The organism is Sphingomonas sp. (genome assembly GCF_039594485.1).
Classification (GTDB): domain Bacteria; phylum Pseudomonadota; class Alphaproteobacteria; order Sphingomonadales; family Sphingomonadaceae; genus Sphingomonas.
Genome location: NZ_JBCNNI010000007.1, coordinates 99700 through 123313 on the forward strand (window position 1 = coordinate 99700; position 23614 = coordinate 123313).

Annotated in this window: 26 protein-coding genes and 1 riboswitch; of the genes, 16 read left to right on the top strand and 10 right to left on the bottom strand. The window is 66.7% G+C overall.

The window, feature by feature from the left end; translation table 11 throughout:
- Window positions 1-22: 22 nt before the first annotated feature.
- Both ABDV78_RS04815 and ABDV78_RS04820 read right to left on the bottom strand, forming a co-directional pair.
- Window positions 23-415 (bottom strand): hypothetical protein, encoded by a 393-nt coding sequence (locus ABDV78_RS04815; protein WP_343526115.1) that lies wholly within the window; start codon window positions 413-415, stop codon window positions 23-25.
- Between the two features lie 8 nt (window positions 416-423).
- Window positions 424-855, bottom strand: a complete 432-nt coding sequence (locus ABDV78_RS04820; RefSeq protein WP_343526117.1) for a TIGR01244 family sulfur transferase — start codon at window positions 853-855, stop codon at window positions 424-426.
- Window positions 856-1024: 169 nt separating this feature from the next.
- Here ABDV78_RS04820 and ABDV78_RS04825 point away from each other — a divergent pair, with 169 nt between their 5' ends.
- The 6 genes from ABDV78_RS04825 to ABDV78_RS04850 all read left to right on the top strand — a co-directional run bounded on the left by ABDV78_RS04825 (window position 1025) and on the right by ABDV78_RS04850 (window position 6848).
- On the top strand, window positions 1025-2050 hold the full coding sequence (locus tag ABDV78_RS04825) for a twin-arginine translocation pathway signal protein (protein ID WP_343526118.1): 1026 nt from the start codon (window positions 1025-1027) through the stop codon (window positions 2048-2050).
- A gap of 48 nt (window positions 2051-2098) precedes the next feature.
- Window positions 2099-3259 (top strand): lycopene beta-cyclase CrtY, encoded by a 1161-nt coding sequence (gene crtY / locus ABDV78_RS04830; protein ID WP_343526120.1) that lies wholly within the window; start codon window positions 2099-2101, stop codon window positions 3257-3259.
- Complete coding sequence (locus tag ABDV78_RS04835) at window positions 3256-4731, top strand: phytoene desaturase (RefSeq protein ID WP_343526123.1); 1476 nt, start codon at window positions 3256-3258, stop codon at window positions 4729-4731. The genes crtY and ABDV78_RS04835 overlap by 4 nt, the downstream gene beginning before the upstream one ends.
- Before the next feature lie 95 nt (window positions 4732-4826).
- Complete coding sequence (locus ABDV78_RS04840) at window positions 4827-5129, top strand: metalloregulator ArsR/SmtB family transcription factor (protein ID WP_343526124.1); 303 nt, start codon at window positions 4827-4829, stop codon at window positions 5127-5129.
- A 2-nt stretch (window positions 5130-5131) separates the two neighbouring features.
- Entirely contained in the window at window positions 5132-5767 is a 636-nt protein-coding gene (locus ABDV78_RS04845; RefSeq protein WP_343526125.1) for an SdpI family protein, read from the top strand.
- Window positions 5768-5966: 199 nt separating this feature from the next.
- The gene (locus ABDV78_RS04850; protein ID WP_343526126.1) at window positions 5967-6848 is read left to right on the top strand and encodes a hypothetical protein; all 882 of its coding nucleotides are present in this window, start codon (window positions 5967-5969) and stop codon (window positions 6846-6848) included.
- Window positions 6849-6856: 8 nt separating this feature from the next.
- On the opposite strand, the gene ABDV78_RS04855 is transcribed toward ABDV78_RS04850, so the two are convergent.
- Together ABDV78_RS04855 and ABDV78_RS04860 are read right to left on the bottom strand one after the other, a co-directional pair.
- Window positions 6857-8686, bottom strand: a complete 1830-nt coding sequence (locus ABDV78_RS04855) for an ABC transporter ATP-binding protein/permease (protein ID WP_343526172.1) — start codon at window positions 8684-8686, stop codon at window positions 6857-6859.
- 125 nt (window positions 8687-8811) lie between these two features.
- The gene (locus tag ABDV78_RS04860; RefSeq protein ID WP_343526127.1) at window positions 8812-10782 is read right to left on the bottom strand and encodes a S9 family peptidase; all 1971 of its coding nucleotides are present in this window, start codon (window positions 10780-10782) and stop codon (window positions 8812-8814) included.
- Between the two features lie 118 nt (window positions 10783-10900).
- Here ABDV78_RS04860 and ABDV78_RS04865 point away from each other — a divergent pair, with 118 nt between their 5' ends.
- On the top strand, window positions 10901-11131 hold the full coding sequence (locus tag ABDV78_RS04865; RefSeq protein ID WP_343526128.1) for a hypothetical protein: 231 nt from the start codon (window positions 10901-10903) through the stop codon (window positions 11129-11131).
- A gap of 39 nt (window positions 11132-11170) precedes the next feature.
- Here the strand turns inward: ABDV78_RS04865 and ABDV78_RS04870 are convergent, their stop codons facing one another.
- From ABDV78_RS04870 to ABDV78_RS04880, 3 genes are all read right to left on the bottom strand, one after another.
- Window positions 11171-12121, bottom strand: a complete 951-nt coding sequence (locus ABDV78_RS04870; protein WP_343526130.1) for a phytoene/squalene synthase family protein — start codon at window positions 12119-12121, stop codon at window positions 11171-11173.
- Window positions 12118-12699 (bottom strand): TIGR00730 family Rossman fold protein, encoded by a 582-nt coding sequence (locus tag ABDV78_RS04875; RefSeq protein ID WP_343526132.1) that lies wholly within the window; start codon window positions 12697-12699, stop codon window positions 12118-12120. The genes ABDV78_RS04870 and ABDV78_RS04875 overlap by 4 nt, the downstream gene beginning before the upstream one ends.
- A 131-nt stretch (window positions 12700-12830) precedes the next feature.
- Window positions 12831-13115, bottom strand: a complete 285-nt coding sequence (locus ABDV78_RS04880; RefSeq protein ID WP_343526133.1) for a CsbD family protein — start codon at window positions 13113-13115, stop codon at window positions 12831-12833.
- Between the two features lie 145 nt (window positions 13116-13260).
- On the opposite strand from ABDV78_RS04880, the gene recQ reads away from it, so the two are divergent.
- The 5 genes from recQ to ABDV78_RS04905 all read left to right on the top strand — a co-directional run bounded on the left by recQ (window position 13261) and on the right by ABDV78_RS04905 (window position 17843).
- The gene (gene recQ, locus ABDV78_RS04885) at window positions 13261-15030 is read left to right on the top strand and encodes a DNA helicase RecQ (RefSeq protein ID WP_343526134.1); all 1770 of its coding nucleotides are present in this window, start codon (window positions 13261-13263) and stop codon (window positions 15028-15030) included.
- Window positions 15031-15043: 13 nt separating this feature from the next.
- Window positions 15044-15568 (top strand): GNAT family N-acetyltransferase, encoded by a 525-nt coding sequence (locus ABDV78_RS04890; protein ID WP_343526135.1) that lies wholly within the window; start codon window positions 15044-15046, stop codon window positions 15566-15568.
- 135 nt (window positions 15569-15703) lie between these two features.
- Entirely contained in the window at window positions 15704-16531 is an 828-nt protein-coding gene (locus tag ABDV78_RS04895) for a sterol desaturase family protein (RefSeq protein WP_343526136.1), read from the top strand.
- Window positions 16491-16874 carry a DUF2141 domain-containing protein gene (locus ABDV78_RS04900; protein ID WP_343526138.1) on the top strand — a complete coding sequence of 128 codons (384 nt, stop codon included), beginning with the start codon at window positions 16491-16493 and terminating at the stop codon, window positions 16872-16874. Before ABDV78_RS04895 ends, ABDV78_RS04900 begins: the two co-directional genes overlap by 41 nt.
- Window positions 16875-16946: 72 nt before the next feature.
- Window positions 16947-17843: a MipA/OmpV family protein gene (locus ABDV78_RS04905; RefSeq protein ID WP_343526140.1), complete on the top strand. Its 897-nt coding sequence runs from the start codon at window positions 16947-16949 to the stop codon at window positions 17841-17843.
- A gap of 26 nt (window positions 17844-17869) precedes the next feature.
- Here ABDV78_RS04905 and ABDV78_RS04910 read toward each other — a convergent pair whose 3' ends face one another.
- Window positions 17870-18406, bottom strand: a complete 537-nt coding sequence (locus ABDV78_RS04910) for a hypothetical protein (protein WP_343526141.1) — start codon at window positions 18404-18406, stop codon at window positions 17870-17872.
- A gap of 68 nt (window positions 18407-18474) precedes the next feature.
- Here ABDV78_RS04910 and ABDV78_RS04915 point away from each other — a divergent pair, with 68 nt between their 5' ends.
- Entirely contained in the window at window positions 18475-18918 is a 444-nt protein-coding gene (locus ABDV78_RS04915; RefSeq protein ID WP_343526142.1) for a DUF1810 domain-containing protein, read from the top strand.
- 26 nt (window positions 18919-18944) lie between these two features.
- On the opposite strand, the gene ABDV78_RS04920 is transcribed toward ABDV78_RS04915, so the two are convergent.
- Window positions 18945-19325 (bottom strand): hypothetical protein, encoded by a 381-nt coding sequence (locus ABDV78_RS04920; RefSeq protein ID WP_343526143.1) that lies wholly within the window; start codon window positions 19323-19325, stop codon window positions 18945-18947.
- A 116-nt stretch (window positions 19326-19441) separates the two neighbouring features.
- Here ABDV78_RS04920 and ung point away from each other — a divergent pair, with 116 nt between their 5' ends.
- The 3 genes from ung to ABDV78_RS04935 all read left to right on the top strand — a co-directional run bounded on the left by ung (window position 19442) and on the right by ABDV78_RS04935 (window position 20796).
- Window positions 19442-20137, top strand: a complete 696-nt coding sequence (ung, locus tag ABDV78_RS04925) for a uracil-DNA glycosylase (protein WP_343526145.1) — start codon at window positions 19442-19444, stop codon at window positions 20135-20137.
- Window positions 20138-20216: 79 nt separating this feature from the next.
- Entirely contained in the window at window positions 20217-20528 is a 312-nt protein-coding gene (locus ABDV78_RS04930) for an alkylphosphonate utilization protein (protein ID WP_343526146.1), read from the top strand.
- A gap of 40 nt (window positions 20529-20568) precedes the next feature.
- Window positions 20569-20796: a type II toxin-antitoxin system prevent-host-death family antitoxin gene (locus ABDV78_RS04935; RefSeq protein WP_343526148.1), complete on the top strand. Its 228-nt coding sequence runs from the start codon at window positions 20569-20571 to the stop codon at window positions 20794-20796.
- A gap of 652 nt (window positions 20797-21448) precedes the next feature.
- Here ABDV78_RS04935 and thiC read toward each other — a convergent pair.
- The gene (gene thiC, locus ABDV78_RS04940) at window positions 21449-23362 is read right to left on the bottom strand and encodes a phosphomethylpyrimidine synthase ThiC (protein WP_343526149.1); all 1914 of its coding nucleotides are present in this window, start codon (window positions 23360-23362) and stop codon (window positions 21449-21451) included.
- A 45-nt stretch (window positions 23363-23407) separates the two neighbouring features.
- Window positions 23408-23498: riboswitch (TPP riboswitch) on the bottom strand.
- Between the last annotated feature and the right edge of the window lie 116 nt (window positions 23499-23614).

Genomic DNA, 23614 nt, shown 5'->3' on the forward strand with positions numbered 1-23614 from the left:
CCCCGCCAAGGGGGGAAAAGGATCAGCGGGGTGCCAGTCGCCGGATGTCCAGAACGTCCACGCCCGCCAGCATCACCGGGCCGAACCGCCCCTCGATCTCGGCGACGATGCCCCCCGCGGTCGAGCGGATATGCGCCCAAGGGATTTCGCGCACGACCATCCGCCGCCCGCGCAGCTTGATCACCGCGACCCGGCCGTCCCGGGCCACCGCCAAAGCGCCCTGGCCATCGGCACCGACCACTGCGCCCGTCACCGCAAAGCCCGACAAGGCCGCCTCGGCCGCCGCCGCGACCTCGTCGGGCGACCCCAGCCGCCGGTCGCGCCGGCCGCGCAGCAGCCAGCCGATGCCGACCCCGCCCAGGACCGTGCCGATACCGATCCCGCCAAGCGCCCAGCCCGCCAGGGCGCCCGTCAAAGGCAGGGTCATCCCGCCGCGTCCGAAAGGGCTTCCAGCGTCGCACGCAGGCCCGACAGGTCATAGCCCGCACTTTCGGCCTGCATCACGATCAGAGTCGGGTTGCGGCCCGCCTTGGCCGCCGCCAGCGCCCACAGGTTGCAACTGCGCGTGCCCGACCGGCAAAAGGCCAGCACCGGCCCCTTGGCCTCGACCAGCGCCTGGGTCATCTGGTCGACCATCTCGTGACTGAACCCGCCGGGCGTCACGGGGATGGCGGTATAGGCCAGTCCGTGATCCTCCGCCGCCGCGCGAATCGAATCGCCGCTCGGCTGTCCCGGTTCCTCGCCATCGGGCCGGTTGTTGACGATCGCGGCATAGCCCGCCGCCTTGATGGCCGCGACATCCTCCGGGAGGATCTGGGGGGCGACGGCGACGCTTTCGTTCAAAGGACGGATCATGCGTTTCACCTATTCAATGGGCCGTTTCACCGCAACTGGTGGTGAAGGCCCATCGATCAAAAAGACGTATCGGCGGGGCTTCGGCGCGCGGTCGTGCGAATCTCCACGGAACATCGCCGTCCCCGTGTCGTCTGTCCTTATGAGACATCTTGCAGGAAGGTCGCCCCCAATGTCGCTCATCGATCGCCGTCAAGGGCTGTGGAGCCTCGCCGCGCTGGGCATGGCCGCCGCCCTTCCTCTCGCCTGGCGGCGCGCCCAGGCTGCCCAGCCGGCCCGCCCCGGTACGCTCGCCATCGTCGAGAAGGGCGACGGCCGGGTCGCCTTTTACAGCGTGCCCGACGGGCGGCGGCTGGGCACCGTTCCGCTCGGGCCCCAGCCGCATGAGATGGTCGCCGATCCTCAGGGCCGGTTCGCCTATGTCGGCGGCTACGGCGTCAAGGGCTGGCAGTTCGCGGGCGATGGCGGGCATCAGCTCTGGGTGATCGACCTGGCCGAACGGAAGCTGGCGCGCACGATCGACATGGCTCCGCATCGCCGCTGGCACGGGATGCGGATGGATGCGCAGGGTCGCCTCTACGCCCTGTCCGAAAGCGACAGCCTGCTCGCCCGGTTCGACACGCCCGCCACCGCCGAGACGCCCGACCGGATGATCCCGGTCGGCGGGGCGCGCAGCCATTATTTCGTCGTCAGGGCCGATGGCTCTCGCGCCTATATCGCCGATACGATGAGCGGGATGGTGATCATGGTGAACCCCGACGATGCCGCCTTCGCACCCATCAAGCAGCATATCGGCACCGCGCCCGAAGGACTGGCGCTCAGCCCGGACGAGCGGACGCTCTATGTCGTCGACCGCCCGGCGGGCATCCTCCACGCGCTCGACGCCGTCACGCTCCGGCCCCGCGCGCGCCAGCCACTGCGCGGCGAGGCGGTGCGGGTCATCGTCCAGGGCGATGGCCGCCTGATCGTCTCCAACCAGGCGGACAAGAGCCTGACCCGTCACGCGCCGACGACCCTTGCGGAGGAAGCGCGGCTGCCACTGCCCGCCGCCGCGCCGGGGCTGAACCTGCCCGCCGGCAGCAGGACGCTCTACGCGGCGCTCGACGATGACCGGATCGCGATGATCGATCTGGCGGCGTGGCGGATCACCGGCAGCTTCGCGACCGGGGCGGCGCCCGACACCGCCGTCCTTTTGTAATGGCGCCGCCCCTTTGCCTGAACGCTGCTTTGCGGTAGCGGTAGGGCGATGGCTGCCAAAATCTCCTGCGATGTCGCGATCATTGGTGCGGGGCTGGCGGGCGGCCTGATCGCGCTGGCGCTCAAGGCGCGTCACCCGTCGCTCGACGTCCGACTGGTCGACGCGGGCGAGACCATCGGCGGCAATCACATCTGGTCCTTTTTCGGCAGCGACGTGGCCAAGCGCGATCGCTGGATCGTCGAGCGGCTGGTCGCGCATGGCTGGCGCGCCTATGACGTCGCCTTTCCCGCCCATGCCCGCACGCTGAACCAGACCTATTATTCGATTGAGAGCCGTCGCCTGGATGCCGAGGTCCGCCGCGCCCTGCCGCCCCATGCGCTGATCCTGGGGCGCAAGGTGCTGGCGGTGTCGGCGACGGCGGCGGTCTTCGCCGATGGCGACCGGGTCGAGGCGACCGGCGTGATCGACGCGCGCGGCGCGGGCGACCTGTCCGCCCTGTCCTGCGGATGGCAGAAATTCGTCGGGCAGGAGTTGCGACTGGAACGCCCGCATGGCTGCGCGCGGCCGGTGGTGATGGACGCCACCGTCAAGCAGATCGACGGCTATCGCTTCGTCTATTGCCTGCCCTTCGCGGAGGATCGCATCTTCGTCGAGGACACCTATTACTCGACCTCCTCCGATCTGAACCGCCGCGCCATCGTCCAGCGGATCGAGCGTTACGCCGATGCCCGTGGCTGGGTCACCGGCGAGGTGGTGCGCGAGGAGGCGGGTGTGCTGCCGGTCGCGATGGGCGGCGATTTCGACGGCTATTGGCGCAGCGGCGGGGCCAGGACGCCCAAGGCCGGGATGCGCGCCGGGCTGTTCCACCCGACCACCGGCTATTCGCTGCCCGATGCGATCCGCATGGCGGCGATGCTGGCCGAACGTCGCGACTTCGCGGGCGCCGACCTGCATGACGCGACCTATGGCATGGCGCGCGCCGCCTGGGACGCGCGCGGCTTTTACCGTATGCTCGACACGATGTTGTTCAAGGCCGCCGAGCCCGATGAGCGATACCGCGTTCTAGAGCGTTTCTATCGACTGTCGCCCGACCTGATCGGGCGCTTCTATGCAGGGCAATCGACCATGGCCGACAAGGCACGAATTCTGACCGGGCGGCCGCCGGTGCCGATCATGCGGGCGATCGCCGCCCTGCGAGGCCGCGCATGAGGAGCGCGGTCGTCATCGGATCGGGCTTTGGTGGCCTCGCGCTCGCCATCCGGCTGCAATCGGCGGGGGTGCAGACGACCATCGTCGAGGCGCGCGACAGGCCGGGCGGCCGCGCCTATTATTGGGAGCGCGACGGCTTCACCTTCGATGCCGGGCCCACCGTCATCACCGATCCCGCCTGCCTGGAGGAACTATGGGCGCTGACCGGGCGCAGCATGTCGGAGGATGTGAAGCTCGATCCGGTCAGCCCCTTCTATCGGCTCAACTGGGTCGACGGCACCAATTTCGATTACAGCAACGACGACACGCAGCTTCGCTCCGAGATCGCCAAGCTGAACCCCGACGATATCGCCGGCTATGGCCGCTTCCTCGACTATGCGGCGGGCGTGTATCGCGAGGGATATGAGAAGCTGGGCCATGTCGCCTTTCTCGACTTCGCCTCAATGGTGAAGGCCGCCCCGGCGCTGGCGAAATACCAGGCATGGAATTCGGTCTATGCCATGGTGTCCAAATTCGTGAAGTCGGAGAAGCTGCGCCAGGCGCTTTCCTTCCACACGCTGCTCGTCGGCGGCAATCCGATGACGACCAGCGCCATCTACGCGCTGATCCACAAGCTGGAGCGCGACGGCGGCGTCTGGTTCGCACGCGGCGGCACCAACCGGCTGGTCGCGGGGCTCGTCGCGCAGTTCGAACGGATCGGCGGCGTGCTGCGCCTGGGCGATCCGGTCACGCGGATCGAGACGCTGGGCGACCGGGCGACGGGCGTCGTCACCAAGAGCGGGATGACGATCCAGGCGGATGCGGTGGCGACCAATGCCGACATCATGCACAGCTATCGCGACCTGCTGTCCGACAACCGATCGGCCCGGCGCACGGTCGACCGGCTGGAACGCAAGCGCTACTCGCCCTCGCTGTTCGTCGTCCATTTCGGGATCAAGGGCGCCTGGCCGGGTATCCCGCACCACATGATCCTGTTCGGCCCGCGCTATAAGGGCCTGCTGACCGATATCTACGATACCGGCGTGCTGTCGGAGGATTTCTCACTCTACCTCCATCACCCGACCGTTACCGATCCCAGCCTTGCGCCGGAGGGGCATTCGACCTTCTATGCGCTTGCCCCCGTACCGCACATGGGCAAGTTCCCGATGAACTGGGACGAGGTCGGGCCGATCCTGGAAAAGCGCATCCTGGACGAGGTCGGCCGTCGCCTGATCCCCGACATCCACGACCGGATCGTGACCAAATTCCATTATGCACCGTCCGACTTCGCAACCGACCTCAACGCGCATATGGGCTCGGCCTTCTCGCTGGAGCCGATCCTGACGCAAAGCGCCTATTTCCGGGTCCATAATCGCGACGATTCGATCCCCAACCTGTACTTCGTCGGCGCAGGCACCCATCCGGGCGCGGGGATTCCAGGCGTGGTCGGCAGCGCCAAGGCCACGGCGGCCCTGATGCTGGAGCGAAAATAGCCCCTTCCCACCGCCCAGACGGAACAGTGGGCAGGATCCCGACACCTATCTTATTTAGCCTTTCTACTAATTAGCCTTCATGCTAAACATCGGGCATGGACCCGGTGTTCGAAGCCCTCGCCCATCCCACCCGCCGCCGCATCCTGGAGATGCTGCGCGGCGGCGGGCTGTCGGCGGGGGCCCTTGCCGATGCGTTCGACGTGTCGCGTCCCACCATGTCGGCTCATTTCGCCAAGCTGAAGGCCGCCGGGCTGATCCAGGCCGAGCAGCAGGGCACCACCATCCTCTACACGCTGAACCTGTCGGTGCTGGAACAGGTGGTCATGGGCTTCATGACCCGGCTGGGCGTGGGCGACGAGGAATCCGAGGAGGCAAGATCATGTCCTTCCGCCCGTTGATCATGGCCTCCGCTCTGGTGGCGCTGGGACTGGCGGTCGTCGCCGCGCTGGCGCTGAGCCGATTACCGCCGGGCACGACGCTGCCGACCCATTGGAACGCCGCGGGTCAGCCCGATCGTTTCGCCACGGCCGCCCATGCGCTGTTCATGCCGGTCGTCCTGACGGTGATCGTCTCCGCCGTGATGGCCGCACTGCCCCGGATCGAGCCGCTCCAGCGCGACATGGCGGGCAGCGCCCCATTGCTGCGCACCGCCTGGGCAGGGATGCTGGCGTTGTTCATCGGCGTCGAGGCGGTGGTGGCAGGGCCTGCCTTCGGCTGGACGCCGCCGGGCAACCTGCTGCTCATCGGGCTCGGCCTGTTCCTGATCGCGATCGGCAACACGCTGCCCAAGTCGCGTCCCGGTTTCTTCGTGGGCATCCGCACGCCCTGGACCATCAGCGACACCGACAACTGGATCGCGACCCACCGGTTCGGCGCGTGGATGTTCGCGGGGGCCGGGCTGGGCATCGTCATCGTCGCGCTGCTGCCGATCGGTGACGATAGCAAGACGCGACTCGTGCTGACGGCGCTGCTCGGAGCCTCACTGGTGCCTATCATCTTTTCCTATGTCCATTGGCGCATGAGACGCCCGCACTGATCCAATGTTGAACGGCGATGACCGGCCACCTACTGCCCGCTCGTCAGGACAAAAGGAAAGATTTGCGAAGCCGAGCCAGCACGCAGACGTTCGTCCGATCCGGCCCTTATTGCGCCACGATTCGCGGCAATGTTGCTGATACGCAACATTACGGAAGAAAATGCTCGTGGCCATTGACTTTCCAAAGAGTGTTACTGCTTTGCTCGCGACCTTCGGGATTGCGGCGTCCTCGCCGCCTCAGGAGCGGATTGTCGCGCCGGATGGACTGGAACCGATCGCGATCAACGGCGTCACGCGCATCGTCCGCATCGATCCGGGCGTTCCGGCCATGCCCCTGATCACCCAGGAATTTGCCGAAGCGGCAGGTATGAAGGCGGGCATGATCGGGGTCGGCTATGGCGTAGGACCCAAGCTGATCGCGGGTCGCACCGCCGTGGCACGGGTCACGTTCGGCTCGGAAAAGCCACAAAAGCGGCGGATCGGTTTCACCCCACAGCCCTTCGCCACCGGAGTTGCGGGAGTCTTCGGGCCGGGCAGTCTGCCCGAACCCGTGGTCCGCTTCCGTCTGCGCGAACCGATCGCCGGGGAACGCACGATCGCCCTTCCCATGGCCGATCAAGGCGATTTGTTCGGCGGCTGGGCCGAGCGGTTCGCAACCATCATGGTGGAGGGAGAGCCGCTGCGCATTCGCTTCGATCCGCACCATCCGTACACCCTGGCCAATGCGGGCGCGGCAGTGCGGCTGGCCCGTGCCTATGGCGGCACTTTGTCAGGCTCGACCCGCACGACCGAAATCGCTTTCGGCGTCGAACGCCCGATCCGCACCATGACGCTGGCGACCCCGTTAATCGTCGGGCCACTCACCATAGGATCGTTGGGCGTGCGGACCACAGACAATGGCAAGACGGATAGGATCGCCGACGCCGACAAGGCCGCCGACCCCAATGAGGTGGTGGTGACCGGCAAGGGCAAGCACAACATCAAGCGCGATCGCCTGTCGATCGGCGCGGACCGGCTCGACCGCTGCTCGTCGATCGTATTCGACAAGCCCGCCCATCAGATACGGCTTAGCTGCCGCTGACATCGCGCCTAGGCCAGCAGCGCATCCTCTTCCTCGGCCTGCTCCACCTCGGCGGCCTGGCGGGCCCACATCTCGGCATAGAGCCCGCCCCAGGCCAGCAGCTCGCCATGCGTGCCCCGCTCCGCCACGCGGCCGCCGTCGAGCACGACGATCTGGTCCGCATGGACGATGGTGGACAGGCGGTGCGCGATGACCAGGGTCGTGCGCCCGCGTTCGATCGCCTGGAGCGTGGCCAGGATATCCGCCTCGGTCCGGCTGTCGAGCGCGCTGGTCGCTTCGTCCAGGATCAGGATCGGCGGATCCTTCAGCAGGGTGCGCGCGATCGCGACGCGCTGCTTCTCGCCGCCCGACAGTTTCAGGCCACGTTCGCCGACGCGGGTGGCATAGCCCTGGGGTTGGCGTTCGATGAAGTCGGCGATCGCTGCACCTTTGGCGGCACGCTCGACATCCCCCTGGCCCGCGCCCTCGCGGCCATAGGCGATGTTGTAGCCGATCGTATCGTTGAACAGCACCGTGTCCTGCGGGACGATCCCGATCGCGGCGCGCAGGGAATCCTGCGTGACGGCCGCGACCGCCTGTCCGTCGATGGTGATCGCCCCTGCGTTCACGTCGTAGAAGCGATAGAGCAGCCGCGCGAGCGTGGACTTGCCCGCCCCCGACGGCCCCACCACAGCGCAGGTGGTGCCCGCCGGAATATCGAGCGTCAGCCCCTTCAGGATCGGCCGATCGGGCTCATAGCCGAAGACGACCCGCTCGAACCGGACATGCCCGCCCGCGACGCGGAGCGGCGGCGCGCCGGGGGCATCGATCACCTCGGCGGGCGTGTCGATCAGGTCGAACATCGCGCCCATGTCGATCACCCCCTGCCGGATGGTGCGATAGACCATGCCCAGCAGGTCGAGCGGCCGGAAAAGCTGCGACAACAGGGTGGAGACGAACACCACATCGCCCGGCGACGCCGCGCCCCGGCTCCATTCGCGCACGACCCAGGCCATGGCGAAGCCCAGCATCAGGCTGGTGATCGCGGCCTGCCCGACATTCAGCCAGGCGAGTGAATTTTCCGATTTGGTCGCGGCGCGGGCATAGGCCGCGACGCCGTTCTCATAACGCCGCGCCTCGCGCTCCTCGGCGTTGAAATATTTGACCGTCTCGAAATTCAGCAGCGAGTCGACCGCATGCGCGACCGCGCCGGTGTCGAGGTCGTTCATCCGGGTGCGCAGCGCGTTGCGCCAGTCGGTCACCTTGCGGGTGAAGACGATATAGCCGACCACCATGACCATGGTGGTGACGACCAGCACCGGCCCGAAACTGCGCCCGAAGATCGTCAGCACCAGCGCGAGTTCCAGCAGCGTCGGCGCGATGTTGAACAGCAGGAAGTACAGCATCGTATCGATGCTCTTCGTCCCCCGTTCGACGACCTTGGTGACGGCCCCGGTCCGCCGCTCCAGATGGAAGCGCAGCGACAGCCGGTGTAGGTGGCGGAAGACGTCCGCCGACAGCCGCCGGGTCGCGTCCTGCCCCACCATCTCGAACACCGCATTTCGCAGATTGTCGAACAGGGTCGTACCGAACCGCGCGCCCGCATAGCCGATGACCAGCAGGACGATCAGCATCACCGCGCTGCGGTCGCCCCCCGCCATCCGGTCGATCGCGTATTTCAGCGTATAGGCCGCGCCCAGCACCTGGATAAGCTTGGACACGACGACCAGCGCCATCGCCGCCACGATCCGCGCCCGCAGGGCGGGGGCTCCAGCGGGCCAGAGATAGGGGAGGAAGCGGCGGAGCGTCGGGAGCAGCGGTCGATCAGGCGTACCGGCGGTGGGGTCGAGGGGTGGCATGTTCACCCCATGTCGGCGGAGCAGGCGCGAAGTTCAATGGCAAGACGTCATTCCAGCGCGGGCGGCGCTCCCTGGATCACTCCGCATCGGGAAAAGGCCCCAGCCTGCGCTGGGGCCATGGTCGGTTACTTCAACCCCTTCACGAACTCCGCGCCATGCTTCACCTCAGCCGTCGAGGCCTTCAGCGTATCGCCGATCGGCTCGGCCCGACCGCCCAGACAGGGGGCCAGGAAATTCTCCGCGACTGCGTTGAAGGCGATATTGTTGGCGGGCCGGGCAAAGCCATGGCCTTCGTCGGGGAAGACGACATAGGTGACGGGGATGCTCTTGGCCGCCATCGCCGAGACGATCTGGTCGCTTTCCGCGACATTGACGCGGGGGTCGTTGGCGCCCTGCCCGATGAGCAGCGGCTTCTTGATCCTGTCGACAAAGGTCAGCGGCGAGCGCTCCTTGAGCAGCGCACGGCCTTCCTCGGTCGTCGGGTCGCCCATCCGCTTGTAGAATTGCTGCTTGCCCGCTTCCCAATAGGGCGGGATCGTCTTGAGCAGGGTGAACAGGTTCGACGGCCCGACGATATCGACGCCGCATGCGAACTTGTCCGGCGTGAAGGTCAGGCCCGCCAGCGTCGCATAGCCGCCATAGGAGCCGCCCATGATCGCCACCTTGTCGGGTGTCGTCACGCCCTGCTTGACCGCCCAGTCGACCGCGTCGATCAGGTCGTCATGCATCTTGCGGCCCCATTGCAGGTCGCCCGCCGAGATGAAATTCTTACCAAAGCCGGTCGAGCCGCGATAATTGACCGACAGCACCGCATAGCCGCGGTTGGCGAGCCACTGGTGATAGCCGTTATAGCCATAGCCGTCGCGCGCCCAGGGACCACCATGGACGAACAGCACCATCGGCACCGGCCCGGTCGCGCCCTTGGGCTTGGTCAGGTAGGATACCAGGGTCAGCCCGTCGCGCGCGGGGATCTCCACCGCCTCCATCGGGACCAGCGGCGCATCGGCCAGTTCGGGGCGGCTGACATAGAGTTGCGTCAGCGTCTTCGCCTTGCGGTCGTACAGCCAGGTCGAGGCGGGTGCGGTGACCGGATCGAAGGTGACCAGCCACTTGTCATCGGCATCGGTGCGCGACCCGATCGAGAACTCGCCCTTGTTCTGCGCCTTCAGGAAAGCCAGGTCCGCCTTCACCGCATCGCCGATCGGCACATAGTCCCGCTTGAGATAGTTGACCGAATAGGCCTCGACCCGGCCGGTCCTGGGGTTGAACAGACCGCCGCCGACATCGGCCTTGGGGCTCTCGCCGATCACGGCCATCTTGCCGCTACCCATGTCCTGCGCCATCAACGCGGCGGTGTTCCGGCCCCGACTGTCCATCCAGTAGAGCGTCTTGCCGTCCACCGTGAAGCCGAGCGGCGAGGTGGTCAGCGAATCGTCCAGTCCGAACTGCACGACCGGCGTCGCCTCGACAGTCGTCCCATTGACCCGGTAATAGTCCGATCCGCCATCGGGCCGCGCCTTGGCCGCCATGCGCAGGTGCAACTGGTCGTCGGCGAGGAACCCGGCATAGCCGTCATTCTGCATCACCTTGGTCAGCGCGCCGGTGGTCAGGTTCAGTTCGTACACGTCATGCCAGCGCGGATCGCGGTTGTTGACGCCGACCAGGATGCGGTCCTTGATCGTCTCGCTGGTGCCGACGATCTGAACCTGCGTCTTCTCGAACGGGGTCAACGCCCTCTGCTCGCCGGTCGCGACGTTGACGCCGTAGAGCAGGAAATTCTCGTCGCCGCCCTTGTCGTTGACGAACAGGATCGACCGGGAATCGGGCGACCAGAAGGCCTGGCGGATCGGCCGGGTCTTTTCCGCGGTCAGCGGCCTCGCCTGGTCGGGGGTGGCGATGGGAGCGACCCAGACGTTCAACACCCCGTCGCGCGGCGCGATGAAGCTGATCCACTGGCCGTCGGGGGACAATTGCCCGCCGGTCTTGGTCGGGTTGCCGAACAGCTTGGTCCGTTCGATCAGCGGGACATCCGCCGCCATCGCCGATTGCGCCACCATCATCGCCGCCCCTGCTGCCAACAACGCCTTGAACACCATGTCATGCTCCCCAAGAACTGTATTGCCAAGACATGACACCCCGTTCCCGATCCGGCAAGCGCAAATGCGGAACCGTCCATCGCACATGCGCGTTTTCACCATCAGATGGAGGCGGTCGATGGAACCGATTTTCTATGTGATGGCGATCCTGGGCTGTGGCGACGGCAGCGTCGATTGCACCGAGGCGCGAATGGTCCCCGCCCGTTACGAGACGATGGCGCAATGCCGCGCCGATCTGGCCAATCGCATCGCCGCCAATACCGACGTGCCCTATCCGGTCATCGGCGCCGATTGCCGCCGAATCGGTGCGCAGATGGCAAAGGCGGAGCGCAAGCGGACGCGAGGCTAAGCCTACCGGCATTCGCGCGACCTCTGCGAAGGCTGTGATCTAGCGGGGCCGGGTCCACAGGGTCGGGTCGCGCGGTGTAATCGTCATCCTGCCACGCCGTGCCGCCTGCACACCTGCACGGGTCATGAAGCCCAGCTTTTCCAGCTTGCTCGTCCCCACGCGGCTGTCCCAGGCGCGCCTGCCGCGCTGCGCCACCTTGCGCCCGATCGCGCCATAGATCGCCGCCGCCGACAGCACCGCCCAGGCCGAGCGATAGGACAGAGCAGGCGTCCCCATGCGTGCGCTCGCCTCGAACATCGCCGCCCGGTCGGTCAACCGTCGCGCCAGCGCGCTCAGCCCCGGCCGGTGCGAGGGCGCCATGATCGCATCGGGCGCGATGCTCTTATAGGCGAGCCACTGGCGCGGCAGATAATGCCGGCCCGCCTCCGCGTCCTCGGCGATGTCGCGCGCGATATTGGCGAGCTGGAACGCCATGCCCAGGTCGCAGGCCCGGTCCAGCGTCGCCTCATCATCGGGCGGCACCCCCATCGTCACCGCCATCATGCAGCCGACCACGCCCGCGACATGATAGCAGTAACGATAGAGGTCATCTTCGGTCTCCGGCCGCCAATCCTGGGCATCCAGCGCGAATCCGGCGATCAGGTCGCGCGGCCAGCGATGCGGCATGCCCGTCTCCGCCACCACCACGCGCAGCGCGTCGAAGGCCGGATCGCCGACCACCCGCCCCGCCAGCGCCGCCTCGGTCTTCTCGGTCAGTTCGGCCAGCCGGGCGGGCGCATCGGCAACGCGGGTCATGCCATGGCCATGATCCTGCCCGTCGGCGATGTCGTCGCACCTGCGGCACCAGGCATAGAGCAGCCAGGCACGCGCCCGCGTCTCCGGCTCGAAGAGCAGGCTGGCCGCGGCGAAGCTCTTCGAGCCCTTTGCGATCGAGGCCCGCGCCGCCGCCACCAGCGCATCGCGCTCGGCCGGGGCGGCGGCGGCGCTCACAGATCGGCCGCGTTCATGCGCACGATCGGCTGGGTCGGGACATGCGCCGTCATCTTCGCCAGCAAGCCGTCCAGCGTCGTATCGACGATCAGCAGTTCGCGATGCTGTGGCCGCAGAAAGCCGACCTCGCCCATCTTCTCCCAGAAGGCGACGAGATGGTCGTAATAGCCGCCCGTGTTGAGCAGCCCGACCGGATCGGCATGATAGCCAAGCTGCGCCCAGCTCAGCGCCTCCCACAGCTCGTCCATCGTGCCGGTGCCGCCCGCGATGGTGATGAAGCCGTCGGACAGGTCGGTGAACGCCTTTTTCCGCTCATGCATGCCGGGCACGACATGAAGTTCGGTCAGGCCGCGATGCGCGACCTCCGCATCGACCAGTGCCTGCGGGATGATGCCGATCACCTCGCCCCCCGCCGCCAGCGCCGCGTCTGCGACCGCACCCATCAGGCCCAGCCGCCCGCCGCCATAGACGACGCCGATCCCCCGCTCCGCCAGCCCACGCCCGACCGCGCGCGCCGTGTCGATATAGATAGGGTCCGAGGGGGTCGCCGACCCGCAGTAAATGGCCAATCGCTTCATGGTGTCTGCGCTAGGCGATGGGGCGGGACGGAGCAAGCGGGGTTGGGCGCGCGGCACGCCCAGCCGCCCCGCAAATGGCAAAAGGGGCGGCGCGGACCTGCCGCACCGCCCCTTTCAGCATGGATCGCCGCTTATCTGCCGCGCAAGGTGTTCAGCACCGCGAGCCCCAGCACGCCGCCCAGCGCCGCCGAAGCGAAGGGGCGGTCCTTCACGAACTGGCGCGCCTGGTCGAGCAGCGGGCGGACCGTCTGGTCGATGCTGGTCTTGGCATCGCCGAACGCCTTCTGCGCCTTGCCACCCAGTTGCTCGCCCTGGCCCTCGGCCTGCATGGTCTTGTCGTTCATCACGACGCCCAGGCCTTCCTTGACCTTGCCGCCGAAATCCGTGGCCGCGCCGTTGATCGTATCGGTGTTCATCAAACAACTCCTCAAGCGATTCAGGGATGATCGAGCATTAAAACCCCGCAGGTCGCGGATGTTTCCGAAGGCGCTGGCCCGATCGGCCGACGGAATGGTGCCGCCGCCCTTTCCCCATCCCGGCCCGGTCGCTACATGCACCCCGATGGTCGCCGACCCCCTTGCCAAGCTCCACGAAGTTTTCGGGTACAGCCAGTTCCGTGGCGTACAGGAACAGGTCGTCGACCGCGTCCTGAACCGACAGCGCACGCTGGCCGTCATGCCGACGGGCGCGGGCAAGTCGCTCTGCTACCAATTGCCCGCCGTGATGATGACGGGATGCTGCGTCGTGGTCAGCCCGCTGATCGCGCTGATGCACGACCAGTTGCGCGCGGCCGAGGCGGTCGGCATCCGTGCCGCCACGCTGACCAGCGTCGACCAGAATCGCGGCGAGACCATCGCCCGGTTCCGTGACGGGCAACTCGACCTGCTCTATGTCGCGCCCGAACGCGCCTCGTCGGCGCATTTCCGTGAGCTGCTCGCCTCCGCACCGCTCAGCCTGTTCGCGATCGACGAGGCGCACTGCGTCAGCGAATGGGGCCACGACTTCCGCCCCGATTACCGGCTGCTCGAACCGTTGATGGATGCGTTCCCGGCGGTGCCCCGGCTCGCGCTGACCGCGACCGCCGATGCGCATACCCGCGCCGATATCGCCAAGCAGCTCGGCATCCCGGTCGAGGGCATGATCGTCTCGGGCTTCGACCGGCCCAATATCCGCTATGCGATCAGCCCCAAGGCCAATGTAAACCTCCAGATCGCGCGGGTGGTCGCCGACACGCCCGGCCCCGGCATCGTCTATGCCCAGACGCGCGCCGCGACCGAGAAGCTGGCCGAAGCGCTCGCCCGCACGGGCCGCCCGGTGCGCGCCTATCATGCCGGGCTCGACCCCGCCGTGCGCGCGAAGAACCAGGCCGATTTCGTCGCCTCCGAAGATATGGTGATCTGCGCCACCGTCGCCTTCGGCATGGGCATCGACAAACCCGATGTGCGCTTCGTTGCCCATGCGGGCCTGCCGAAATCGATCGAGGCCTATTATCAGGAGACGGGCCGCGCAGGCCGCGACGGCGATCCGTCGGTCGCGCATCTCTTCTGGGGCGCGGAGGATTTCGCGCGCGCGCGCCAGCGCATCGCCGAGGTCGAACCCGAACGCCAGCCCGGCGAGCGCGCACGCCTCGCCGCACTGGGCGCGCTGGTCGAGACGGGCGGGTGTCGCCGCCGCATCCTCCTGCGCCATTTCGGCGAGGAACTGGCCGAGGATTGCGGCAATTGCGACAATTGCCTGGGCTCCCCCGACGCGGTCGACGCGACGACCACCGCGCAGAAATTCCTCTCGGCGGTGTTCCGCACCGGCCAGATGTTCGGCGCGGGCTATATCGAGCAGGTGCTGACCGGCCAGTCGACCGAGCGCAGCCTGATGAACGGGCATGAGGCGCTGTCGGTCTGGAACATCGTCGACGGGGATGAGGTGGCGCTGTTGAAGCCCGTCCACCGCGCCCTGCTGCTGCGCGACGCGCTGCGCACCAATCCCCATGGCGGGCTGGAGTTCGGCCCCGCCGCCCGCGCGCTGATCAAGGGCGAGGCGCGGCTGTCGCTGGTCCTGCCGCCCAAGCGCGAGCGCAAGGGCCGTCGCAGCGCGCCCGTAGCGGCCAATCCGGCCGACAATCCGCTGTTCGAGGCGCTGCGCGCCAAGCGTCGCGAACTGGCGCAGGAGGCCGGGGTGCCGCCCTATGTCATCTTCCACGACTCGGTGCTGCGCGACATGGCGGCGCAGCGGCCGACCAGCCGGGCGGCCCTGTCGCTGCTGTCGGGCATCGGCGCGCGCAAGCTGGACGCCTATGGCGAGGCGTTTCTGGCGGTGATCCGCGAAGCGAAGTAGGAACGCCCCCGCCATGATCTTTCCGAGCCCCACGCCGACCCTGACGACCGAGCGGCTGACGCTGCGCGGGCACCATCCCGACGATCTCGACGCGCTGGCGGCGATGTGGGCCGATCCGGCGGTCTATGGCATGATCGGCGGCAAGCCGCGCCCTCGCGAGGATGTGTGGATCCGCCTGCTCCGCTCGATCGGCTGCTGGACGGTGTTCGGCTATGGCGCGTGGGTGGTGTGCGACCGGGCCAGCGGCGCCGTGCTGGGCGATATCGGATTGCTGGAGTCGCAGCGCACGATCACCCCTCCGCTGACCGTGCCCGAGGTGGGCTGGACGCTGGTTCCGGCGGCGCATGGCAAGGGCTATGCCGGGGAGGCGATGCGCGCGGTGCTGGAATGGGCGGACGGGCATGGCGTGGGCCGGACCTGCTGCATCATCGATCCGGCCAATACCGCATCGATCCGGCTGGCGGAGAAGCTGGGCTATGGCGCGCCGGTCGAGGGGGTGTATCATGACCGGGTGATGCAGATCTTTCATCGGGGATAACCCGCCCTCCATTCGCACCGGGGGGAGGGCAGAAGGCGATCGGATGCCGGACGCCGAGACAGGACAGGCCCTCTCCGCGCGAATAAAAGACGATCGCGGTTCAAGCCCCGCCCCCGATGGTTTACACTGCCCCGCGTGACGCTTGCCCTGATCCTGTCCGCCATCGCCATGACGCTGATCGTCGGCGTCCGCTATCTGCTCGCCTCGGGCGCTTTCGCGCTGGCGACCAGGGCGCGGCATCCCGACCTCTATGTCGGGCTCGATCCGCAGATCCGGCGCGAAATCGCCTGGAGCCTCGCCTCCGCCGCCATTTACGGCATTCCGGCCGGGATCGTCGCCTGGGGATGGCAGAATCGCGGCTGGACGCGGATCTACGCCGATATCCACGACTATCCGCTCTGGTACTGGCCCCTCTCGGTGCTGCTCTATCTGATCGCGCACGACACCTGGTTCTACTGGACGCATCGCTGGATGCACCGGCCGGCCATCTTCAAGGCCGCCCATGCCGTCCATCATGCCAGCCGCCCGCCCACCGCCTGGGCCGCGATGGCGTTCCACCCGATCGAGGCGGTCACCGGCGCTGTGGTAATTCCGCTACTCGTCTTCCTGATTCCGATCCATGTCGTCGCACTCGGCTTGGTGCTGACGATCATGACCGTTATGGGGGTGACCAACCATATGGGCTGGGAAATCTTTCCCCGGTTCCTGTGGCAGGGGCACCTGGGGGGGTGGCTCATCACGGCCAGTCATCATCAACGGCATCATGAGCAATATGGGTGCAATTATGGTCTCTACTTCCGGTTCTGGGATCGACTCTGCGGGACCGACCGGGGACTCGGCGATTTCGGACGCGCCCATGCACGCGCCGCGCGCCGTGTCGCGGATGTCGGCATTGGGGCTGCTGCTGGCCGCCCTGCCGCTGATGAGCGCCGCGCCGGTCAGCCAGCTGGACATCGGGATTGACAAGTTGCGCTCGGCCAAGGGCCTGATCCGCCTCTGCCTGACCGCCGACCCGGACAATTTCCCCGCCTGTGTCGACGATGCCCGCGCGCTGACCCGCTCCGTGCCCGCCGGACAGCGCGGCATCCATCTCGACGGACTGCCACGCGGAGCCTATGCCGCCGCCGTCATCCATGACGAGAACAGCAACGCCAAGCTCGATACGCTGGCGGGCATTCCGCGCGAAGGCTTCGGCTTTTCACGCAATCCCGCGATCCATTTCGGCCCGCCGCGTTTCTCGGCGGCGCGGTTCACCATCGATTCTGTGGCCGAAACACAACAGATCAGGATGCGCTACATCTTCTGACACAATTGGCCGGAGCGAAATCGTTACCGTAGCGTTGCATTTCGGATAACCGAATTCAGGGAGTTTTCCGTCTTGCGCCTTTTCTCGCGCTCCACCTTTCGCGGTGCCGCCCCGCTGATCGCCATGGGGGTCTGTTGCCTGTCCCTGCCCGCCCAGGCGCAGGACGCATCTGTTTCCAGCAACCCGGCCGCCGCCGAAATGGCGGGCCAGTTGGGCAAGAATACGATCACCATCGGTCTGGGCGCGGCCTATCTGCCCGATTATGAGGGGTCGAACGACTATTCTCTCACGCCCGCCCCCGCCGCGCTGGCCTATATCGACGGGCACACCATCACCTATATCGGCAACCGCCTGTCGGTCGACCTGATCGGCGACAAGGCCAATCGCGACTGGGACATCCAGGCCGGGCCGATCGGAGTCGTCAACCTCGACCGCACCGCGCCGTCGCGGATCGACGATCCCCGTGTCCGCGCATTGGGCAAGATCGGCGCGGCGGTCGAGCTGGGCGGCTATGTCGGCATCGGCAAGATCGGCGTCGTCACCAGCCCCTATGACCGGCTGTCCGTCTCGCTCAGCTATCGCCATGACGTGACCGGCGTGCATGACAGCGGCATCTGGCAGCCTTCGGTCAATTACTTCACGCCCTTGTCGACCAAGGCGGCGGTCGGCCTTTTCGCCACCGCCGAGCGCGCCGGACGCGGCTATGCCCGCCGTTACTTCTCGATCACCCCGGACCAGAGCGCGGCGAGCGGCCTGCCCGTCTATAATGCGCGCGCCGGGTGGAAGGACTGGTCGGTGGGCGGGCTGGCGACCTATTCGATCACCGGCAATCTGCTGAAGGGGTGGAAGCTGGTCGGCGGCCTGACCTATGGCCGCGAGGTCGGCGATTTCGGGGACAGCCCGATCGTGGCGCAGGCGGGATCGCGCAGCCAGTGGCTGAGCGCGCTGGGTATCGCCTACACCTTCTGATGTCCGGCCCCGGCACGGCGGGCGTCCTACACGCCCGTCGCGTCCTGGGGTTCCTGCGGGCACTCGCCGGGGCGGGTGACGGGGGCGCCGCCCATATACCATTGGCTGCGATCGCCCATCGTGTCGCGATCATGGTAGCAGACCTGCGCCTTGGCGGTCTTCAGGTCCATCAGGAAGGTCCAGTTATTGTCCGCGCAGTCATGGGGGGTGCAGCCATGGGCAGCCAGCCCGTTGCGGCCCCGGGCGAAGATCGGCACCGTCACCGCGCCCCGTGACATGATCCGCTGCACCAGCTTCTGATCCCCCACCGCATCGTGCAGCGCGCTCGCCACCTCGGTCCGGTCGAAGAAGGAGACGCCGTCGACCGCATCACCCGGATAATGGCCGATATAGGCGGTCAGCGGATTGACCTGCGCCACGCCGGCAATCGGCGTCGGCCGCGCGGTGCCGGGCGGGGTGAAATTGCCCGGTGCCACGTCCGAATCCATATCCTCGCCCTTGCCGCCGCAGGCCGCGAGCGCCAGCAGCGCGATGGGGGCGAGAAGGGCGAAACGGCGCATCATACTCTCCTGACAATGTGTTTCTCTGTTCGCATGGGGAACGCAACGCAACCATGACCGGTTGCCCTGGCATGACGCTCCCCATTCCCCATGATGCCGCGCTCGACCGCTTTGTCGAGGCCCAGGGGCCGGTCTGGGCCGCCGCGATGGCGGAGTTGCGCGCAGGCCGAAAGCGCAGCCATTGGATGTGGTTCGTCTTTCCGCAGATCGCCGGGCTGGGCCGCAGCGAAACCGCCCGCTTCTACGCCATCGGCGATGCGGCGGAGGCGCGCGCCTATCTGGCGCATCCGCTGCTCGGCCCGCGCCTGCATCAGGCGGTGGACGCCGCGATCGCCGCGCCGGGATCGGCGGAGACGATATTCGGGGCGGTCGATGCCATGAAGCTGCACTCCTCGCTGAGCCTGTTCGCGGCGGTGGCCGACGACCCCACGCCGTTCCGCGCGGGGCTGGACCGGTTTTTCGGCGGCACGCCCGACGCGGCGACGCTGGAACGGCTCGGCCGCCCCGCGGTCTAGCGGGGTGCGGCCGAGGATCCGTCGCATCAGTTCTTGATCGTCACCGGACCGGGGCCGGTCACGCTGGCGGAGGTGTCGGCGGTCAGCACGATCGTCCACTGGGTGGTGCCATCGCACACCGCGTTCCAGGTCGGGTTGCCGTTGACCGGCGCGATCTCCTTCATCGCGGTGACGGACTGGCAGGTCGCGCCGCTCGGCCCGGCATCGCGGATCGCCCGGAACAGGACGCCGCGACGCTGCCCCTCGGGCAGGGCGCGCACCTTGGCACCCAGCGCATCGGCGCTCATCTCGGTGCCGTTCGTCGTCACTTGCGCGGCGCTATTGTTGCCGGCCTCGGTCGAGGAACCGCAGGCCGCCAGCGGCAATGCGGTGACCAGGACGGCGAGAGCGATGGTCGAACGCTTCATGAGCTTGCTCCTCAAAATCGGTCGCGCCGGACGCCGAAATGGCGACCGTATCGGCTGCACAACGATTAGCGCCGATCCCGGTTGCGCGTCCATGACCGGATCGGCATGAGAAAGGCATGAGCGACATTCACCTGCACGAGAGCTGGCTGTCCCCGTTACGCGGCGAGTTCGACGAGCCCTATATGAAGGCGCTCAAGACCTTCCTTGCGGAGGAGCGGGCGAATGGCCAGCGGGTCTTTCCCCGGCCCAAGGAGTGGTTCCGCGCGCTGGACCTGACCCCGCTGCCCCAGGTGCGCGTCGTGATCCTGGGGCAGGACCCCTATCATGGCGAGGGGCAGGCGCATGGCCTGGCCTTCTCGGTCCAGCCCGGCGTCCGTCCGCCGCCCAGCCTGGTCAATATCTACAAGGAGATGGCCGACGATCTGGGCATCGCCCCGCCCTCCCACGGGCTGCTCGACCATTGGGCGCGGCAGGGGGTGCTGCTGCTCAACTCCGTGCTGACCGTGCGCATGGGGCAGGCCGCGTCGCACCAGGGGCGCGGGTGGGAGCGGTTCACCGACGCCGTGATCCGCACCGTCGCGGCCAGGCCCGAGCCGGTCGTGTTCATCCTGTGGGGCGCCTATGCCCAGAAAAAGGCGGGCTTCGTCCGCGAGATGGGGGCCGGGCGTCACTGCGTCCTGACCTCGGTCCACCCCTCGCCCCTGTCGGCGCGGGGCGGTTTCTTCGGTTCCAAGCCGTTTTCGCGCGCCAATGCCTTTCTGGTCGAGCATGGCCGCGAGCCGATCGACTGGGCACTCCCGCCGCTGGCCTGATCTGTAATCATACTGGCATCATTTATCGCGAGCGCGCATAGGGCCCGCCATTCCATGGATCTGATAAGGGGCAAGGGCGATGGCCGACGAAGACTATGTCTATGACGAAGCGACCGGCGAATGGATCAGCGCGGCCGACGCGGCGGCAAAGGCCGGAGCGGCGGGTGACGACGACGCCGTGGTGGTACGCGACTCGGTCGGCAATGTGCTGAGTGACGGCGATCAGGTGACGCTGATCAAGGACCTGACCGTCAAGGGCGCAGGCCAGACGCTGAAGCGCGGCACGCTGATCAAGTCGATCCGCCTGACCGGCGACGCGCAGGAAATCGACTGCAAGTTCGACGGGATCAAGGGCCTGGTTCTGCGCGCTGAGTTCGTGCGGAAGCGGTGAGCCGCTTGACGTTCAGCATAACGTAGGAGAGCTTCCGCTCATGGAAGCGGTCTCCTACGCCGAAGCGTCCGAAAATCTGGAGGCGATGATCGACAAGGTCGTCGCCGACCGCGCGCCACTGGCGATCACGCTTGAACAGGGCGAAGGCGCCGTGCTGGTGTCGGCCAGCGAGTGGGCTTCGATTGATGAGGTGCTGCATCCTCAATCGAAGCCGAAGAACGTGACGCATTTGCATGGAGGAACGAATCCATGCGCCGCGCTTTCATAGCCCAATCATAATTACTGAACCGCTATGCTTCTATGTTGACCGTCATCTTTTTTTATGGAAAGTTCGCATAGTCGAAGCACAAGCCTCTCCTGCACCGGCGGGAATGGCCCACGCTAGGCTTCGATGCACGATGGTGCGGGCACGATCCCCCGCACAGCGGGGCATATTTGTGCCGTTAGAGACGCCAATGCCAATGCTCTCTGAGGATTAGGTGTCGGTAGATTTGACAGCCGAACGAAATCAGGGCCGCCGCGCCAACGACGGCCCTGATTGGAGGCAGGCATCCCACCTCATGCTCTAGCAAGCGCGTGAGACTTTAGTGGGCCTCCGATTGCGACGCAACCCGCTCTTGGTGCCGGAGCGGTTACATTCGGAGACTGAAATGGCATATTACAAATACGATCACTGCCTGCAAAAATCTAATAGTGACGCCTATGACTTCACCTATGGGCCCGGGGCCACTGTGCCACATTCGGGAATTTATAGGTGCCAAGGCTGTGGTCGCGAGATTGCGTCGAACAAAGGCGACCCCTTCCCTCCCCAAAACCATCATCAACATGCCGCGAGCCAACCCATAAAATGGCAGCTCGCGGTCTATGCTGATCCTAGCCTGAAGTGATGTAAGACCGGCCAGCGTAAAGCTGGCCGGTTATCACTCCGCCGGCAGGTAAACCTCCCCGCCCTTCTCGCGGAATTTCTCGCTCATTTCCTGCATCCCCGCCTCGGCGTCTTCCGCCGCGACGAAGGTTTCCACCGGCGCGTTCTGCTTGGCGGCGAATTCGCGAGGTTCGGGATCGCGACCTGCCCCCAGCAGGTCGCTATTTGCTGCGCGAGACGCAGCAAATTCCCGAACCTCCTGCGTGATCTTCATCGAGCAGAATTTCGGCCCGCACATCGAACAGAAATGCGCGGTCTTGGCGCCTTCGGCCGGGAGCGTCTGGTCGTGGTAGGATTCCGCCGTGTCGGGGTCGAGCGACAGGTTGAACTGGTCGCGCCAGCGGAACTCGAAGCGGGCGCGGCTCAGCGCGTCGTCGCGCATCTTGGCCGCCGGATGCCCCTTGGCGAGGTCGGCGGCATGGGCGGCGAGCTTATAGGTCACTACGCCGACCTTCACATCGTCGCGGTCGGGCAGGCCCAGATGCTCCTTGGGCGTGACGTAGCAGAGCATCGCCGTGCCGTACCACCCGATCATCGCCGCGCCGATGCCGCTGGTGATATGGTCGTAGCCCGGCGCGATGTCCGTCGTCAGCGGCCCGAGCGTGTAGAAAGGTGCCTCGCCGCACGCCTCCAGCTGCTTGTCCATATTCTGCTTGATCTTGTGCATCGGCACATGGCCGGGGCCTTCGATCATGACCTGCACATCCTGCGCCCAGGCGCGCTTGGTCAGTTCGCCCAGCGTATAGAGCTCGGCGAACTGCGCCTCGTCATTGGCGTCGGCGATCGCACCGGGACGCAGGCCGTCGCCCAGCGAATAGGCGATGTCATAGGCCTTCATGATCTCGGTGATCTCGTCGAAGCGTTCGTAGAGGAACGACTCCTTGTGATGCGCTAGGCACCACTTGGCCATGATCGAGCCGCCACGCGACACGATGCCGGTCACCCGCTTGGCGGTCATCGGGATGTAGGGCAGGCGCACGCCCGCATGGATGGTGAAATAGTCGACGCCCTGCTCGGCCTGTTCGATCAGCGTGTCGCGGAAGATTTCCCAGGTCAGCTCCTCGGCGATGCCGCCGACCTTTTCCAGCGCCTGATAGATGGGCACCGTGCCGATCGGCACCGGCGAGTTGCGGATGATCCATTCGCGCGTGTCATGGATGTTGCGGCCCGTCGACAGGTCCATGACCGTGTCCGCGCCCCAGCGGATCGACCAGACCAGCTTGTCGACCTCGGACGCGACATTGGAGGCGACCGCCGAATTGCCGATATTGGCGTTGATCTTGACCAGGAAATTGCGGCCGATCGCCATCGGCTCGGATTCGGGGTGGTTGATGTTGTTGGGTATGATCGCCCGGCCGCGCGCCACCTCGTCGCGAACGAATTCGGGGGTCACGTAATCGGGGATCGCCGCGCCGAAGCTCTCGCCGTCGCGGACATATTCTTTCAGCATCTCGCGGCCCAGATTCTCTCGGGTCGCGACATATTCCATCTCGGGCGTGATGATGCCACGCCGGGCATAGTGCATCTGGCTGACGTTCATGCCCGCCCGCGCGCGCAAGGGGCGGTTGAGCCCGGTGCGCGGGAATTGCGGCACGCCGCCCGAACGGTCGGGGCCGAGCTGGCCATTATCCTCGGGGCGGATTTCGCGGCCGTCATAGGCCTCGACATCGCCGCGCGCCTCAATCCAGGCGCGGCGGCGCTGGGGCAGGCCCGCCATGATGTCGATACGGGCATCGGGGTCAGTATAGGGGCCGCTGGTGTCATAGACGCGCAAGGGGGACTCGCCCGAGGACGGGTCGAGATGGATTTCGCGCATCGCGACGTCCAGCGGGCCGACATGAATCTTCTTCGACCCACGAATGGGGCCGGTGGTGACGCCAATTTCAGCCTTTGCGGGGATATCTGCCATAGTCCACTCCATGCGGAGGAAACGGACCATGAGAGATGGGGCCGCTCCCTCCCTACGCCGGTGTCAACCGGATCAGGTTCAGCGGGTCGGGGGCTCCTGCCCCCCTCTCAAGCGCGGATCGGCGCTCCCCCGGGGATGGCCCCTGCATAAGCCGATTTGCCGCGGATAAGAAGGGGGTTCGCGCGGGAACGCCCCGCCATCGGGATAGAAGACGCAAAAAAGTCCCCGACCGGCCCAAGGGGGACCGATCGG

Coding starts and splice junctions, on each gene's coding strand:
- ABDV78_RS04820 (WP_343526117.1), bottom strand. CDS start 855: ATGATCCGTCCTTTGAACGAAAGCGTCGCCGTCGCCCCCCAGATCCTC.
- ABDV78_RS04825 (WP_343526118.1), top strand. CDS start 1,025: ATGTCGCTCATCGATCGCCGTCAAGGGCTGTGGAGCCTCGCCGCGCTG.
- crtY (WP_343526120.1), top strand. CDS start 2,099: ATGGCTGCCAAAATCTCCTGCGATGTCGCGATCATTGGTGCGGGGCTG.
- ABDV78_RS04835 (WP_343526123.1), top strand. CDS start 3,256: ATGAGGAGCGCGGTCGTCATCGGATCGGGCTTTGGTGGCCTCGCGCTC.
- ABDV78_RS04840 (WP_343526124.1), top strand. CDS start 4,827: ATGGACCCGGTGTTCGAAGCCCTCGCCCATCCCACCCGCCGCCGCATC.
- ABDV78_RS04845 (WP_343526125.1), top strand. CDS start 5,132: ATGGCCTCCGCTCTGGTGGCGCTGGGACTGGCGGTCGTCGCCGCGCTG.
- ABDV78_RS04855 (WP_343526172.1), bottom strand. CDS start 8,686: ATGCCACCCCTCGACCCCACCGCCGGTACGCCTGATCGACCGCTGCTC.
- ABDV78_RS04860 (WP_343526127.1), bottom strand. CDS start 10,782: ATGGTGTTCAAGGCGTTGTTGGCAGCAGGGGCGGCGATGATGGTGGCG.
- ABDV78_RS04865 (WP_343526128.1), top strand. CDS start 10,901: ATGGAACCGATTTTCTATGTGATGGCGATCCTGGGCTGTGGCGACGGC.
- ABDV78_RS04875 (WP_343526132.1), bottom strand. CDS start 12,699: ATGAAGCGATTGGCCATTTACTGCGGGTCGGCGACCCCCTCGGACCCT.
- ABDV78_RS04880 (WP_343526133.1), bottom strand. CDS start 13,115: ATGAACACCGATACGATCAACGGCGCGGCCACGGATTTCGGCGGCAAG.
- recQ (WP_343526134.1), top strand. CDS start 13,261: ATGGTCGCCGACCCCCTTGCCAAGCTCCACGAAGTTTTCGGGTACAGC.
- ABDV78_RS04890 (WP_343526135.1), top strand. CDS start 15,044: ATGATCTTTCCGAGCCCCACGCCGACCCTGACGACCGAGCGGCTGACG.
- ABDV78_RS04900 (WP_343526138.1), top strand. CDS start 16,491: ATGAGCGCCGCGCCGGTCAGCCAGCTGGACATCGGGATTGACAAGTTG.
- ABDV78_RS04910 (WP_343526141.1), bottom strand. CDS start 18,406: ATGATGCGCCGTTTCGCCCTTCTCGCCCCCATCGCGCTGCTGGCGCTC.
- ABDV78_RS04915 (WP_343526142.1), top strand. CDS start 18,475: ATGACGCTCCCCATTCCCCATGATGCCGCGCTCGACCGCTTTGTCGAG.
- ABDV78_RS04920 (WP_343526143.1), bottom strand. CDS start 19,325: ATGAAGCGTTCGACCATCGCTCTCGCCGTCCTGGTCACCGCATTGCCG.
- ung (WP_343526145.1), top strand. CDS start 19,442: ATGAGCGACATTCACCTGCACGAGAGCTGGCTGTCCCCGTTACGCGGC.
- ABDV78_RS04930 (WP_343526146.1), top strand. CDS start 20,217: ATGGCCGACGAAGACTATGTCTATGACGAAGCGACCGGCGAATGGATC.
- ABDV78_RS04935 (WP_343526148.1), top strand. CDS start 20,569: ATGGAAGCGGTCTCCTACGCCGAAGCGTCCGAAAATCTGGAGGCGATG.
- thiC (WP_343526149.1), bottom strand. CDS start 23,362: ATGGCAGATATCCCCGCAAAGGCTGAAATTGGCGTCACCACCGGCCCC.